Consider the following 15002-nt stretch of genomic DNA (forward strand, 5'->3'; position numbering starts at 1 on the left):
TGCTGTCAAGGCCGGGTTGAGCCGGGCCGATGAATCGATCATGACGTCGACGCACTCGCCAGCGCACCCGAAGGCCTCCCCTCCCCCCGCCCGCGCTCCCGGTGGTCGCGCCGGACGCCGCGCCCGTGGCGGGCCGGGTGCCGCGGGCCGCGGTGTGGCTGCTGCCCGCGGTCCTCGTGGCGTTCGCCGGGTTCCGGCGGCGGTGGATGTCCGACGACGCCTTCATCTACGTACGGACCGTGCGGCAGGTACTGGCGGGCAACGGGCCGGTGTTCAACCCGGGTGAGCGGGTGGAGTCGTCCACCGGGACGCTGTGGCAGTGGCTGCTGGTGGCGGCCGGGGCGGTGGGTGCCGATCCGGCGACGGCCGCGGTGTATACGGGGCTGGTGCTGACCGGCGCCGGGTTCGCGCTCGCGGGGCTCGGGGCGCTGCGGCTGTACGGCGGGCGGGCGGCCGTCCCCCTTGGCTCGCTCGTGCTGCTGGGGTTGCCGCCCGTGTGGGACTTCGCCACCTCAGGGCTGGAGACGGGACTTGCCACCTGCTGGATCGCGGGGGCGTGGCTGGCCTTGGTCGCCCGGCCCGGGTCTGTCGCGACCTCGGCGCTCCTCGGTCTCGGTCCGCAGCGCCGCCCCGGCCGCCGCCGCGCCCGCCCCGGCTCCCGTACGGGCGGCGGTCGGTGCCCCCGGGCTCGCGCCGCTGACCGAGTTGTTCGCCGAGCGGCTGCTGCTGGCCGACAAGGTGGCCGCCGCCAAGTACGGCACCGACAAGCCGATCGACGATCCGGTGCGCGAGAAGCAGATCCTGGACGACGTGGCCGCCCGGGCGATCGGGCTCGGGCTGGACCCGGACTCGGTGAGCGCGGTCTTCCGGGACCAGATCGAGGCCAACAAGCTGGTGCAGCGCGGGCTGTACGCGCGCTGGGACGCGCATCCCGAGGAGCGGCCCACCGAGCGGCCGGACCTGACCACCGAGGTCCGGCCCGCGTTGGACCGCATCACCACGCACCTGCTGACCGCTCTGAAGGACACGGAGGCGCTGCGGGCCGGGCGGTCGTGCGCGCCGCGACTGTCCGTAGCCGCCGTACGCTCCGCCCACGGCCATGAGCTGGACCTTCTGCATCTGGAGGGGCTCGGGCGGGCGTTGCCGTCGGTGTGTGCTCAGTCCTGAGGGTCGAGGTGCCTGGCTCGGCGGATGGTGTCGGCGAGCCCGCGTACCGCCGGGTCCTCGGTGGTGGCCGCCAAGTCGTCGGCGCGGTCGGCCAGTTCGCCGAGCGTCGGGGCGCCCGGCAGTGCGGTCCGGCTGTGGTCGCGCCCGCGCAGGGCGTCGGCGAAGTACGCGGCGGTCGCCGTGACCTGGAAGCGGGGGCTCGCGCCGCGCGGGGAGTCGGCGAGCGAACCGGACTCCAGTTGGCCGCTCTCCTCGTGCGGGGTGCGGGTCTCGGGGTCCTGCCAGCGGACCGTGGCGGTGGCGAGGTGGCCGTCGGTGCCGGGCCTGGTGCGGACGGCGTAGAGGGCGGTCACGGTGTGGCCGGGGCCCACCTCGCCGCCGTCGACACGGTCGTCGCGGAAGTCCTCGTCGGCGACGCGGCGGTTGTCGTAGCCGACGAGCCGGAACTCGGCGACCGTCTCCGGGTCGAAGTCGACCTGGGCCTTGGCGTCGCGGGCGGTGAGGTCGATGTGTGTCGGGAGCTGCTCGCAGAAGACCTGCTCGGCGTCGTCCGCGCCGGACACGTACACCGTGTGGCCGTCGCCCTTGTCGGCGAGGCGTTCCATCAGGGCGTCGCCGTAGTCGCTGCCGACACCGACGCCGAAGAGGGTGATGCCGTGTTCGCGGCGGGCGCCGTCGATGCGGTCCAGGATGGCGTCGGGGTCGGTGTCCCCGTCGTTGGCGAGCGCGTCGGAGACCAGCACGACCCGGTTGGTGGCGCCCTCGCGCAGACCGTCGACGGCGGTGGCGTAGCCGGTGTCCACACCCGCGCCGAGGTTGGTGGAGTACGTCGGTTCCAGGCCGTTGATCGCGTCGTGGATCTCGCCCCGGTTGCCGCCGAGCCGGGTCATCGGCAGCACGGTCTCGGCCGTGTCGCTGAAGGTGACCAGGGCGACCGAGTCGTCGTCGCGCAGTCGGTCCGTCATCACCCCGAGGGACTCCTGGGCGAGGTCGAGGCGGCCCGGTTCGGCCATGGAGCCGGAGATGTCGATGACGAAGGTTAGGGCGGCGGGCGGGCGTTCGCCGGTCCGCTCGGCGGCACGGGTGGCGAGGCCGACGCGGACCAGGGACCAGTCCTCCTCGTCGGTGCGGGCGCCGTCGACGGTCACCGTGAAGCCGTTGCCGTCGGGGCGTTCGTAGTCCTGGCGGAAGCTGTTGACGAATTCCTCGGGGCGGACCGTCGAGGGGTCGGGCCGCCGTCCGTCGGCGAGGGTGCGGCGGGCGTAGCCGTAGGAGGCGGTGTCGACGTCGAGGGCGAAGGTGGAGACGTGGTCGGGGGACGGGGCGGCCTCGCGGGACCCCTCGTCCGGGCGGTCCTGCTCACCGGTGCCGCGGCTGGGGGCCGGGGCCGGGAAGCCGGTCGCCCCGTTCGCGCGGTCCGTGCCGCTGTCATCCGCGGTGTCGTTCGCACCGCATCCCGTGAGCAGCAGGCCGCCCGTCGCGGTGAACGCGAGCAGGGCGGCGCGCAGCCGTCGTATTCGGAACCGCTCCATGGTCCGTGCCCCCTTGGCCTGTTGACGCCGTGACTGTGACTGTGACGGGCCGGGGGACCGGAACGTGCGCTACGGGGTGTTGCGGATGGATCTCGAAGAGGGCACGGAGCGGGGCGGTCGAGACCGGTGGGTGACCCTCCGTTGACCTACGACACCACGTCCTTACGCGCGAAACCCCTGAAGGCCAGCGCGAACAGCACGAGGGCGTACGTTACGGAGACGGCGGTGCCCTGGATCATGCCGGACCACTCGGGGGTGGCCTGCACGGCGTCGGCCCACGCGAACTGCCAGTGCGCGGGAAGGAAGTCACGCCAGTCGCCGAGGGCCGTGACGGCGTCCAGGACGTTGCCGACGATGGTCAGGCCGACCGCGCCGCCGACCGCGCCGAGCGGCGCGTCGGTCTTCGTCGACAGCCAGAACGCCAGCCCGGCGGTGACCAGTTGGGACACGAAGATGTACGCCACGACGACCACGAGTCGCTGCGCCGCGGTGCCCGACGCGAGCGAGCCGCCGGTGGGGATCACCAGGGGGCCCCAGCCGTAGGCGGCCGAGCCGACGGCCAGGGCCATCACCGGCAGCAGGATCATCGCGGCCAGGCTGAGGCCGAGCCCGACCACGAGCTTCGACCACAGCAGCCGGGCACGCGGCACCGGAGCGGCGAGGAGATAGCGCAGGGAGGACCAACTGGCCTCCGAGGCAACCGTGTCCCCGCAGAACAGGGCGACCGGGACGACCAGCAGGAAGCCGGCGGACACGAACAGGTTCACGGCGGCGAAGTTGGCGCCCGACGCCGTCGCCGAGTCCATCAGCGTGATCCGGTTGCCACCCCCGTCCGGCTCGCCACCGATGGCGAACGCGATGAGCAGGACGAACGGCAGGGCCGCGAGGATCCCGCCCATGACCAGGGTGCGGCGCCGCTTCAGCTGGCGGACCAGCTCCACCCGGAGGGGAAGGGTGCGGCCCGCCTTGTAGCCGGAGGCGACCTCGGTGCGCTCGACGAGCGTGCTCATGCGGAGCCTCCGATCAGGGTGAGGAAGGCGTCTTCCAGGCGGCGGTGCGGACCCACCGCCTGCACGGGCACTTCGAGCCGGACGAGCTCGACGACCAGGCGCTGCGCGCTGCCGTCGGCATCGAGGCGGACCAGGAGTCCGTCGTCGGTCGGCACCGCCGAGACCACGCCCGGCAGCGCGGCGATCTTCTCGACGACCGGCTCGTCCAAGGGAGTTCCGGTGCCGACGAGCAGGGTGTCTCCGGAGCCGATGATCTCCGCGACCGGACCGGCCTGCACGAGCCTGCCCCGGTCCATGACCACGAGGTGGGTGCAGGACTGCTCGACCTCCGCCAGCAGGTGACTGGAGACGATCACCGTGCGGCCGGCCGCCGCGTAGCGGATCATCACCTCGCGCATCTCGCGGATCTGCGGCGGGTCCAGGCCGTTGGTGGGTTCGTCGAGGATGAGCAGGTCCGGCATGCCGAGCATGGCCTGGGCGATGGCGAGGCGCTGGCGCATGCCCTGCGAGTACGTGCGGACCGCGCGGGCCAGCGCGTCGCCGAGGCCCGCGATCTCCAGGGCCTCGTCCAGGTGGGCGTCCTCGGCGGGGCGGCCGGTCGCCTGCCAGTACAGCTCCAGGTTCTCCCGGCCGGAGAGGTGCGGGAGGAAGCCGGCGCCCTCGACGAAGGCACCGACCCTCGACAGCACGGGAGCGCCGGGCCGGATCGCGTGGCCGAAGACACGGATCTCGCCGCCGTCGGGCTTGATCAGGCCCATGAGCATGCGCAGGGTGGTCGTCTTGCCGGCGCCGTTGGGGCCCAGGAGACCGAGGACCTGGCCCTTCTCCACGCGGAAGGACAGCTCCTTGACCGCGTACCGGTCGGCCGACCTGGCGTACCGCTTGCTCAAGTCGGTGATCACAAGGGGGACTTCGGCCAGCTCCGGGTCCGGGGCGGGGGTGGCCGTGCGGCGGCGGCCGGTGAGCAGCAGGGCCAGGGCGGTCAGCGCGCCCGCGAGCGGCAGCCACCACACCCACGCGGGCAGCGAGGTGTCCGCAGTCGCCACACCGGGGGCCGTGGGCACCTTCAGGTCTCCCTTCAGGGAGACGGTGTACGTCGCCGGGGCGGCCGGGGAGGCGTACCCCAGGTCGGTGGAGGCGAGGACCAGGCGCAGCCGGTGGCCCTTCTCGATGTCGTGGTCGATGGCGGGCAGGGTGATCGTCACGTCCTTGCCGGCCTTGGCGCCCTCGACCCTGAGGGGCGTGACGAGCTGGGAGGGCAGTACCTGCCGGGCGCCGCCCGGGCCGACGTCGTACACCTTCCCGAAGAGGACGGCGTCGTCGCTGGTCGACTTGACGTGGACGGTGGCCGTCGGCGATCCGGTGATGCGCAGGTCGTCGGTGACCGGCGCCGACTCGAAGCCGGCGAACTGGCCGGGGAAGTCCAGCGAGACGCCGACGCCCAGCGAGGAGAGCTGGGAGAGTCCGCCGCCGCCGAGGCCGGGCAACGCCGAGACGGCGGGCGGGTTGGAGCCCGCGGGGTTGTCGAAGCTCTGCTCGCGGCCGGTCAGGGCGATGGACCGCTGTCCGCTCTCCAGACCGGGGTAGGTCTCGCCGCTCGCGCCCCGCAGCATGGCCTGTCCGTCGGTGGAGTCGACGCCTCCGGTGCGGGTGACGCGGAAGACGGGGCCGGTGTCGGCGCTCTTGTCGTCCTTGAGGTAGCGGTCGAACCAGGAGGCGACCCGGGCCTGGACGCGGCCGTTCTCCCTGTCGCCGCCGTCGTGCCCGCCCGCGATCCAGTCGACGTCCACGGGGGCGCCGTTGGCCCGGATGGCCTTCGCCGCCGCGTCGGCCTGCCCGAGCGGGAAGAGGGAGTCGGTCTGGCCCTGCATGAGGAGCGTGGGGACCTTGATGCGGTCGGCGACGGCGGACGGCGAGCGCTCCTGAAGAAGCTTCACGGCCTGCGCGTCGGGGGTGCCGGACTCGGCGACCCGCTGGTACATCCGGCACAGCCGCGTCTCGAACTTGTCGCAGCCGCCGCCGGAGTTGACGAAGATGCCCGCCCAGAGCTTCTTGAAGACGCCGTTCGGGAAGAGGGCGTCGGCGAGGTTCCAGTAGGTGATCGCCGGGGCGATGGCGTCCACCCGGTGATCGAGTCCGGCGGTCTCCAGCGCGATCGCGCCGCCGTACGACGCGCCCGCCATGCCCACCCGCGGGTCACCGGACTTGTCGAGCTGGACCTGCGGCTGCTTCGCCAGCCAGTCGATGAGCTTTCGGACGTCGGCGACCTCGCCCTTCGGGTCGTTCAGCCCGATCTTGCCGGTCGACTTGCCGAAGCTGCGGGCCGACCAGGTCAGCACCGCGTATCCGTCCCGGGCCAGGTCCTCGGCCTGCTGCCGTACATCGTCCTTGCTGCCGCCGAAGCCGTGCGCGAGGAGGACGGCGGGGCGACGGCCGGTTCCTTGGGAGGTGAAGTACGAGGTGTCGATGCGGACGCCGTCGAGTGGCATCACCTGGTCGGTGCGGTTCACCGGAGGCGCGTCGTCGTCGGCGACGGCCGTCCATGTCCCGGCGCCGGCGAGCACCACGACGGCGGCCGCGGCGGCGCCCAGTCGTCGCGGCCCCCGAAGCATGCCTCGTAGCCGGGGCAGTCGAAGATCCATGCGTCAACGGTACGGGGTGAAGCTGTCGGGGAGTTATCTACCGTGGGCTGAAGTGGGCGCCATCCCCTGGGGGTACGGGGGCGCTTTCATGTACCGCGTCCGTGGTAGGACGGCCAGGAACTCGATCGCTTCTGTTGTCAGCCGACTGCGGGAGCGTCGTGGCTGGTCGCGCCCCTGCGGCGGAGCCGCATATCGGACACCGCCCCGCGCCCCTTGAGGTCCGCTGGTCTTGCCGCGATAGAGACGAGCCACCGTGTCTCCCTGCGGCACGGGGCCGTCCGCGTCGCGGACGGCCCCGGCCAGCGTGCTCAGTGGTTGCGCGGGAAGCCCAGGTCCACGCCCGACGGGGCGTCGGCCGGGTCGGGCCAGCGGGTGGTGACGACCTTGCCTCGGGTGTAGAAGTGCGTGCCGTCGTTGCCGTAGATGTGGTGGTCGCCGAAGAGGGAGTCCTTCCAGCCGCCGAAGGAGTGGTAGCCGACGGGGACCGGGATCGGGACGTTCACGCCGACCATGCCGGCCTCGATCTCCAGCTGGAAGCGGCGGGCCGCGCCGCCGTCCCGGGTGAAGATCGCGGTGCCGTTGCCGAACGGGGAGCTGTTGATGAGGGCGACGCCCTCGTCGTAGGTGTCGACGCGCAGGACACACAGCACCGGGCCGAAGATCTCGTCCTGGTAGGCCTTCGCCGACGTGGGCACCTTGTCGAGGAGCGAGATGCCGATCCAGTGGCCGTCCTCGAAGCCGTCGACCGTGTGGCCGGTGCCGTCCAGGACGACCTCCGAGCCCTCGGCCGCCGCGCCCGCCACGTACGAGGCCACCTTGTCGCGGTGGACCTTCGTGATCAGCGGGCCCATCTCGGAGGCCGGGTCATTGCCGGGGCCGATCTTGATCTTCTCGGCGCGCTCGCGGATCTTCTCCACCAGTTCGTCGCCGATCGCGCCGACCGCGACCACGGCCGAGATCGCCATGCAGCGCTCGCCCGCGGAGCCGTAGGCCGCGCTCACCGCGGCGTCCGCGGCCGCGTCCAGGTCGGCGTCCGGCAGCACCAGCATGTGGTTCTTGGCGCCGCCCAGGGCCTGGACCCGCTTGTGGTTCGCGGAGGCGGTGGTGTGGATGTAGCGGGCGATCGGGGTCGAGCCGACGAAGGAGATCGCCTTGACGTCCGGGTGCTCCAGCAGCCGGTCGACGGCCACCTTGTCACCGTTGACGACGTTGAAGACGCCGTCGGGCAGGCCCGCCTCCGACAGCAGCTCGGCGATCTTCAGGCTCGCCGACGGGTCCTTCTCGGACGGCTTCAGCACGAAGGTGTTGCCGGTCGCGATGGCCATGGGGAACATCCACATCGGGACCATCGCCGGGAAGTTGAACGGCGTGATGCCGGCGACGACACCGAGCGGCTGGCGGATCGAGGACACGTCCACCCGGCTGGCCACCTCGGTGGACAGCTCACCCTTCAGCTGCACGGTGATCCCGCACGCCAGGTCCACGATCTCCAGACCGCGCGCGACCTCGCCCAGCGCGTCGCTGTGCACCTTGCCGTGCTCGGCGGTGATCAGCTCGGCGATGGCGTCCCGGTTCGCGTCCAGCAGCGCGCGGAACTTGAACAGGATCGTGGTCCGCTTGGCCAGCGAGGACAGGCCCCAGGTGGCGTAGGCGTCCTTGGCCGCGGCCACGGCCGCGTCCACCTCGTCGACGTTCGCGAACGCGACCTTGGTGGTGACGGCGCCGGTCGCGGGGTCGGTGACCGGCCCGTACGTACCCGACGCGCCTTCGACGGTCTTGCCGCCGATCCAGTGGTTGACGATCTTCGTCATGACCGAGCACTCCTTCACAGATGACGGCGTCGGGTAGAGACGTGCCGTTCGTACAGCTCACGGGCCTTCACCGCGGACGGTCGTGTCGCGGTTTCGGCCACAGGTACATCCCACCAGGCCTGCGCCGGGGGCGGGCCCGACACTGTGTCTGCGGTTTCGGTCTCCACGTAGACACATGTGGGAATGTCAGCGGACCGCGCCTCGGCGAGGGCGGTGCGGAGGCTTCGTACGGTCTTCGCGCGCAGCACGCGCATACCGAGGCTCGCCACGTTGGCGGCGAGGTCCACGGGGAGCGGCGCCCCCGTGTACGTACCGTCGTCGGACTGGTAGCGGTAGGCGGTGGCGAACCGCTCACCGCCGACCGACTCGGACAGGCCGCCGATGGAGGCGTAGCCGTGGTTCTGCACCAGGAGGATCTTGATCGCGATTCCCTCCTGCACGGCCGTCACGATCTCCGTCGGCATCATCAGGTACGTGCCGTCGCCGACCAGTGCCCAGACGTTGCGCTCGGGGGCGGCCATCTTCACACCGATCGCGGCCGGGATCTCGTAGCCCATGCAGGAGTAGCCGTACTCCAGGTGGTACTGGTCCCGTGAGCGCGCCCGCCACATCTTGTGCAGGTCGCCGGGGAGCGAACCGGCCGCGTTGATGATCACGTCCGACTCGTCGACGAGGGCGTCCAGGGCGCCGAGGACCTGCGCCTGCGTCGGCCGTATGTCGGGCTCCTCGGCCTCGTAGCAGGCGTCGACGCGCTGCTCCCAGCGCTCCTTGTCGAGGGCGTACTCGCCGGCGTACGTCTCCGTGACCCGGTGGCCGTGCAGCTGGAGGGCGCCGGTCAGCTCCTGGAGGCCGCTGCGGGCGTCCGTGACGAGGGGCCGGCCGGCCAGCTTGTGGCCGTCGAACGGGGCGATGTTGAGGTTGAGGAAACGGACCTCGTCGCCGGCGAACAGGGTGTTCGACGCGGTGGTGAAGTCGGTGTAGCGGGTGCCGACACCGATCACCAGGTCGGCCTGGCGGGCGAGTTCGTTGGCGGTGGCCGTGCCGGTGTGGCCGACTCCGCCGACGTCCTGGGGGTGGTCGTGGCGCAGGGAGCCCTTGCCTGCCTGGGTGGAGGCGACCGGGATGCCGGTGGCCGAGGCGAACTCGGCGAGGGCCTCCTCGGCGCGGCTGTGGTGGACCCCGCCGCCCGCGATGACCAGCGGCCTCTCCGAAGCCCGGATCGCCCTTACGGCTTCGGCGAGTTCGGTCGGGTCGGCGCCCGGCCGTCGTACCGTCCAGGTGCGCTCCGCGAAGAACTCGTCGGGCCAGTCGTACGCCTCGGCCTGCACGTCCTGCGGCAGGGCGAGGGTCACCGCGCCGGTCTCCACCGGGTCCGTGAGCACCCGCATGGCCTGGAGCGCCGCCGGGATCAGGGCCTCCGGCCGGGTGACGCGGTCGAAGTACCTCGACACCGGGCGCAGACAGTCGTTGACCGACACATCGCCCGCGTACGGGACTTCGAGCTGCTGGAGGACCGGGTCGGCGACCCGGGTGGCGAAGGTGTCGCCGGGCAGCAGCAGGACCGGGAGGTGGTTGACGGTCGCGAGGGCGGCGCCGGTGACCAGGTTGGTGGCGCCCGGGCCGATGGAGGTCGTCACGGCGTGCGTGGACAGGCGGTTCGACTGGCGGGCGTAGCCGACGGCCGCGTGCACCATCGACTGCTCGTTGCGTCCTTGGTGGTACGGCATCTCGGCGGCGTACTCCACGAGTGCCTGGCCGAGCCCGGCGACGTTCCCGTGCCCGAAGATGCCCCAGGTCGCGCCGATCAGCCGCTGCCGTACGCCGTCCCGCTCCGTGTACTGGACGGACAGGAAGCGGACGAGCGCCTGCGCGACCGTGAGCCTCGTCGTCGGGGTCTGCACCGTCATCGGTAACCCTCCGTTTGATCCGGGTGGAAGCAGATCCGCCACTCCCGTGTCTCACCCGGACCGGCCATGACGTTCAGGTAGTACATGTCGTGGCCGGGCTGCGCGATCGACGGGCCGTGCCATCCGTCGGGAACGAGGACGACGTCGCCGGAGCGGACCTCCGCGAGGACGTCCGAACCGCCCACGCGTGAAGGGGATACGCGCTGATAGCCGAAACCGTTCGCGCCGTCGATCTCGAAGTAGTAGACCTCCTCCAGCTCCACCTCCTCGCCCGGCCGGTGCTCGTCGTGCTTGTGCTGCGGGTACGAGGACCAGTTGCCGCCGGGCGTGATGACCTCGACGGCGATCAGCTTGTCGCAGTCGAAGGCGTCGGCGGAGGCGAAGTTGCGGACGTGGCGCGTGCAGGTGCCGCTGCCACGCCGTTCTTCCGGGACCTCCGGCGCGGGGCCGTAGCGGGCGGGGAGTTGTCGCTCGCACTTCGCTCCTGCCAAAGCAAAGCGGCCGCCCGCGCCGGAGGCGATCAGTGCCCGGGCGTCACGGGGCACGTACGCGAAGTCGGAGACTCCGGCGAACACGCTTTCCCGGCCCAGGAGTTGGAACTCTTCACCTTCTGTTTGCACGGTACATCCGCCTTGCAGCGGCAGGACGATCCATTCGCTGTCCCCGGCGGTGAAGGTGTGGGTGCCGCCCGGTTCCAGCTCGACGATCCGCAGACTGCTGTGGGTCCAGCCGGCCCGCTTGGGGTCGATGTCGACCACGTACTGGGCGTTCGCGGCGGCGCCCTTGGCGATGTACAGCTCGTTGCTGGTCATACGGCCCTCACAGCAGTCCTACGGCGGTGTCCACGGCGGCGGCCACATCGCCGTCCGGCGGGTACAGCAGCGAACGGCCGACCACCAGGCCGCGCACGGTGGGCAGTTGCAGGGCGCCGCGCCATTTCTCGTACGCCCCGTCCTGGTCGTCGCCGACCTCGCCGCCCAGCAGGACCGCGGGCAGCGTGGAGGCCGCCATGACCTCGGCCATGTCGTCGGGGTTCTGGGTGACGGGGACCTTCAGCCAGGTGTAGGCGGAGGTACCGCCCAGGCCCGAGGCGATCGCGATCGACTTGGTGACGGCCTCGGCGGACAGGTCGTTGCTCAGCCTGCCCTCCGGGGAGCGGCGGCTGATGAACGGCTCGACGAAGACGGGGAGCCGGCGTGCGGCCATGTCGTCGATGGCGCGGGCCGTGGACTCCAGGGTGGTGAGGGAGCCCGGGTCGTCGTAGTCGATCCGCAGGAGCAGCTTGCCGGCGTCGAAGCCGAGGCGCTCGATGTCCTCGGGGCGGTGGCCGGTGAAGCGGTCGTCGAGTTCGAAGCTGGCGCCCTGGAGGCCGCCGCGGTTCATCGAGCCCATGACGACCTTGCCGTCGAGGGCGCCGAGCAGCAGCAGGTCGTCCAGGATGTCGGCGGTGGCGAGGACGCCGTCCACGCCGGGGCGGGACAGTGCCAGGCAGAGGCGTTCGAGCAGGTCGGCACGGTTGGCCATGGCGTTCTTGCGGTCACCGACGCCGAGGGCGCCGCGGGCCGGGTGGTCGGCGGCGACGATCATCAGCCGGCCGCTCGCGTTGAGCAGCGAGCGGCGGGTGCGGCGGGCGGCGGCCTCTGCTATGGCCTCGGGCCGCAGAGAGCGGGTGCGGACCAGGTCCGCGATGTCGACGGTCACTTGACGGCTCCCGCCGCGAGCGCCGCTGCCACTTCGTCCGGGGTGGGCATCGCCGAGGAGCACTCCAGGCGGGAGGCGACGATGGCACCGGCCGCGTTGGCGTGCCGCATGATCTTCTCCAGGTCCCAGCCTTCGAGCAGGCCGTGGCAGAGGGAGCCGCCGAAGGCGTCACCGGCCCCGAGTCCGTTGAGGACGGTCACCGGGAGCGGGGGCACCTCGGCCGACTCTCCCTTGCTGTTGACGGCGAGGACGCCCTTGGGGCCCTGCTTCACCACGGCGAGTTCCACACCGGCGTCCAGCAGCGCGCGGGCGGCGGCGTGCGGCTCGCGCACTCCGGTGGCCACCTCCACCTCGTCGAGGTTTCCGACGGCGACGGTGGTGTGCTTCAGGGCCTCGGCGTAGAAGGGGCGGGCCGCGTCCGGGTCGGACCAGAACATGGGGCGCCAGTCGAGGTCGAACACCGTGGCGCCGGCCTTGGCGCGGTGGGCGAGGGCGGCGAGCGTCGCCGTACGGCTGGGCTCCTCGCTCAGGCCGGTGCCGGTGACCCAGAAGATGCGGGTCTCGCGGATGGCGTCCAGGTCGAGCTCGTGGGCGTCGATCTCCAGGTCGGGCGCCTTGGGGCGGCGGTAGAAGTACAGCGGGAAGTCGTCCGGCGGGAAGACCTCGCAGAAGGTGACCGGGGTGGGCAGGCCCGGGACCGGGGTGACCCAGCGGTCGTCGACGCCGAAGCCCCGCAGCTCCTCGTGCAGGTACGTCCCGAACGGGTCGTCGCCGGTCCGGGTGATCACCGCGGTCTGCCGTCCCAGGCGGGCCGCGGCGACGGCGACGTTGGTGGCCGAGCCGCCGAGGAACTTGCCGAAGGACTCCACCTGCGGCAATGGAACGCCCGTCTGCAGCGGATAGAGGTCCACTCCGATCCGCCCCATGGTGATCAGGTCGTACGCCATCGAGTTCCCTTCGTGCGCCGTGACGGCTGGTAGCCGCGTCGGCTCCTGGCCGCGTGGTCTTTGCCGCGTGGTCTGTGCCTCGTGGTCCTTGCCGCGTGGGCCTTGCCTAGTGGGCTTTGGCCGCGTCGGCTCGTATCGGCTCACCCCGGTTTCTAGCCCGTGCACGTGGCCCTGTCAATGTTTTGTCCAGACATTCGGACCAGGTCTTGACACCCCCGCTCGCGAACAGCACGCTGGCGGCCATGACGTCGTTGTCACCTCAGCCCTCACTCTCCCGCATCCGGATCGGATCGGCGCCCGACTCCTGGGGCGTCTGGTTCCCGGACGACCCGCAACAGGTCCCCTGGAAGCGCTTCCTCGACGAGGTCGCCGCCTCCGGCTACGAGTGGATCGAGCTGGGCCCCTACGGGTACCTGCCGACCGATCCCGCAGTCCTCGTCGAGGAGACCGCACAGCGTGGCCTGAAAGTCTCCGCCGGCACGGTCTTCACCGGCCTGCACCACGGCGAGGCGGTCTGGGAGAAGACCTGGGCGCATGTCGCGGACAACGCGGTGCTGGCGCAGGCGATGGGCGCCCGGCATCTGGTCGTCATCCCGTCCTTCTGGCGGGACGACAAGACCGGCGAGGTACTGGAGTCCGACACCCTCACGCCCGAGCAGTGGCGCAATCTCACCTCCCTGACCGAGCGCCTCGGCAAGGAGGTGCGGGAGCGGTACGGCCTGCAGATCGTCGTCCACCCGCACGCCGACACCCACATCGACAGCGAGGAGAACGTCGTCCGCTTCCTGGACGGCACGGACTCCGGCCTGGTGTCGCTGTGCCTGGACACCGGGCACTACGCGTACTGCGGCGGAGACAGCGTCAAGCTGATCGAGACCTACGGCGAGCGCATCGGGTACCTGCACCTGAAGCAGGTGGACCCGGAGATCCTGGCGGACGTGCGGGCGAACGAGGTGCCGTTCGGGCCGGCTGTCGCGCGCGGTGTGATGTGCGAGCCGCCCGCCGGGGTGCCCGCGCTGGGGCCCGTGCTGGAGGCCGCGCAGAAGCTGGACGTCGATCTGTTCGCGATCGTCGAGCAGGACATGTACCCGTGCGAGCCGGACACCCCGTTGCCGATCGCGCAGCGGACGCGGGCGTTCCTGAGGTCGTGCGGGGCGTAGCCCTCCGGGAGTTGGGCCGGGGCGCCTACTGGGGTGCCAGTCCCTGACCCTTGCCCTTCCGTCCTCTCCCCTGCCGTAGCACCATGGGTGCCCTCTCTGGAGGAGCGCGGATGGCTGCGGGTGCGGTGCTGGTCCGGTCCGGGCAGGGGCCCGTCGGCTCCTGGGAACATGCCCTCGCGTCGCCGCACCCACGGCTGCGGCCGGGCGTGATGAGCTACCGCGGGGTCAGGCTCTCGATGGACCGGCCGCGGCGCCGGCTGGAGACGCCGATCGGTGCGGCGACCCTGCTGCTGGGCTTCGACCAGCCCGTACGCATCTCGCGTGCGGGCCGTCCCACGTCCACCCTCGTGTCGGTCTACTGCGGCCCTACGACCACCCCCGCCGTCGGTGAGCACGGCGGGCGGATGTCGGGCGTCGAGGTGCTGCTCACGCCCTGGGCCGGGTTCACCCTCTTCGGCACGCCCCAGTACGAGCTCGCCGACCGCACCGTCGACCCTGACGAGCTGCCGCACGCCCTCGCCTCCCGCCGGGCCGGGGGCCGTCGGAACAGCGTCGGCGAACTCTCCGCCGCGCTGGCCGCGTTACCGACCTGGGAGGACCGGTTCGGACTCCTCGACGATGTGTTCGCCCGCTGGTGGGCGGCCGGGACCCCGAGTTCGGCACGGGTGGTGCGGGCCTGGTCGGAGCTGGTGCGCACGGGCGGCTCGATGCCGGTACGACAGCTCGCCGAGGAGGTCGGCTGGAGCGTGCGGCACCTGGAGAACCGTTTCCGGGAGCAGATCGGTCTCGGCCCCAAGGCGGCGGCCCGGGTGCTGCGCTTGCAGCGGGCTCGGCGGCTGCTGGCGGCGGGACGGGGGGCGGCGGAGACGGCGGCGGTCTGCGGGTTCTACGACCAGGCGCATCTGAGCGGTGAGTTCAAGGCGATGACGGGGTGCACACCACGGGAGTTCACTGCGGCACGGGGGGTGCCGACCGGGGTCGGGGGGCCGGTGAGCGACCGGATGACGGGCGAGGCGACGAGTCTCGTCCTCGCGTCCGGGCGACAGTAGTGCGATTTTCTCCAAGACCGACCGTGCCCGCCGCGTGCACGCTGTGCGTCCGGCCGGTTGATCGGGGGGACGCACC

Annotated in this window: 12 protein-coding genes; 3 read left to right on the forward strand and 9 right to left on the reverse strand. The window is 71.8% G+C overall.

Going from position 1 to position 15002, the window contains the following annotated elements:
• Window positions 1-226: 226 nt before the first annotated feature.
• The gene (locus tag AB0H86_RS14955; RefSeq protein WP_362437258.1) at window positions 227-538 is read right to left on the reverse strand and encodes a hypothetical protein; all 312 of its coding nucleotides are present in this window, start codon (window positions 536-538) and stop codon (window positions 227-229) included.
• Between AB0H86_RS14955 and AB0H86_RS14960 the strand changes: the two genes are divergently transcribed.
• Window positions 532-1167: a chorismate mutase gene (locus AB0H86_RS14960; RefSeq protein ID WP_362437260.1), complete on the forward strand. Its 636-nt coding sequence runs from the start codon at window positions 532-534 to the stop codon at window positions 1165-1167. The genes AB0H86_RS14955 and AB0H86_RS14960 overlap by 7 nt on opposite strands.
• Here AB0H86_RS14960 and AB0H86_RS14965 read toward each other — a convergent pair.
• From AB0H86_RS14965 to iolC, 8 genes are all read right to left on the reverse strand, one after another.
• Complete coding sequence (locus AB0H86_RS14965; protein ID WP_362437262.1) at window positions 1158-2699, reverse strand: von Willebrand factor type A domain-containing protein; 1542 nt, start codon at window positions 2697-2699, stop codon at window positions 1158-1160. The genes AB0H86_RS14960 and AB0H86_RS14965 overlap by 10 nt on opposite strands.
• 146 nt (window positions 2700-2845) lie before the next feature.
• Window positions 2846-3709 carry an ABC transporter permease gene (locus AB0H86_RS14970; RefSeq protein WP_362437264.1) on the reverse strand — a complete coding sequence of 288 codons (864 nt, stop codon included), beginning with the start codon at window positions 3707-3709 and terminating at the stop codon, window positions 2846-2848.
• Entirely contained in the window at window positions 3706-6351 is a 2646-nt protein-coding gene (locus AB0H86_RS14975) for a CocE/NonD family hydrolase (RefSeq protein ID WP_362437266.1), read from the reverse strand. The genes AB0H86_RS14970 and AB0H86_RS14975 overlap by 4 nt, the downstream gene beginning before the upstream one ends.
• Window positions 6352-6659: 308 nt before the next feature.
• Window positions 6660-8162 carry a CoA-acylating methylmalonate-semialdehyde dehydrogenase gene (gene mmsA, locus AB0H86_RS14980; RefSeq protein WP_362437268.1) on the reverse strand — a complete coding sequence of 501 codons (1503 nt, stop codon included), beginning with the start codon at window positions 8160-8162 and terminating at the stop codon, window positions 6660-6662.
• A 14-nt stretch (window positions 8163-8176) separates the two neighbouring features.
• Entirely contained in the window at window positions 8177-10069 is a 1893-nt protein-coding gene (gene iolD / locus AB0H86_RS14985; protein WP_362437270.1) for a 3D-(3,5/4)-trihydroxycyclohexane-1,2-dione acylhydrolase (decyclizing), read from the reverse strand.
• Window positions 10066-10881 (reverse strand): 5-deoxy-glucuronate isomerase, encoded by an 816-nt coding sequence (gene iolB / locus AB0H86_RS14990; protein ID WP_362437272.1) that lies wholly within the window; start codon window positions 10879-10881, stop codon window positions 10066-10068. The genes iolD and iolB overlap by 4 nt, the downstream gene beginning before the upstream one ends.
• Before the next feature lie 7 nt (window positions 10882-10888).
• Complete coding sequence (locus AB0H86_RS14995; RefSeq protein WP_362437274.1) at window positions 10889-11770, reverse strand: deoxyribose-phosphate aldolase; 882 nt, start codon at window positions 11768-11770, stop codon at window positions 10889-10891.
• Entirely contained in the window at window positions 11767-12717 is a 951-nt protein-coding gene (gene iolC / locus AB0H86_RS15000; RefSeq protein ID WP_362437276.1) for a 5-dehydro-2-deoxygluconokinase, read from the reverse strand. The genes AB0H86_RS14995 and iolC overlap by 4 nt, the downstream gene beginning before the upstream one ends.
• A gap of 242 nt (window positions 12718-12959) precedes the next feature.
• Between iolC and AB0H86_RS15005 the strand changes: the two genes are divergently transcribed.
• Window positions 12960-13877: a sugar phosphate isomerase/epimerase gene (locus AB0H86_RS15005; protein WP_362437278.1), complete on the forward strand. Its 918-nt coding sequence runs from the start codon at window positions 12960-12962 to the stop codon at window positions 13875-13877.
• Between the two features lie 110 nt (window positions 13878-13987).
• Window positions 13988-14926: a helix-turn-helix domain-containing protein gene (locus AB0H86_RS15010; RefSeq protein ID WP_362437280.1), complete on the forward strand. Its 939-nt coding sequence runs from the start codon at window positions 13988-13990 to the stop codon at window positions 14924-14926.
• Window positions 14927-15002: the final 76 nt, after the last annotated feature.

Origin of the sequence: Streptomyces sp. NPDC050997 (assembly GCF_040660135.1) — a bacterium.
Taxonomy (GTDB): domain Bacteria; phylum Actinomycetota; class Actinomycetes; order Streptomycetales; family Streptomycetaceae; genus Streptomyces.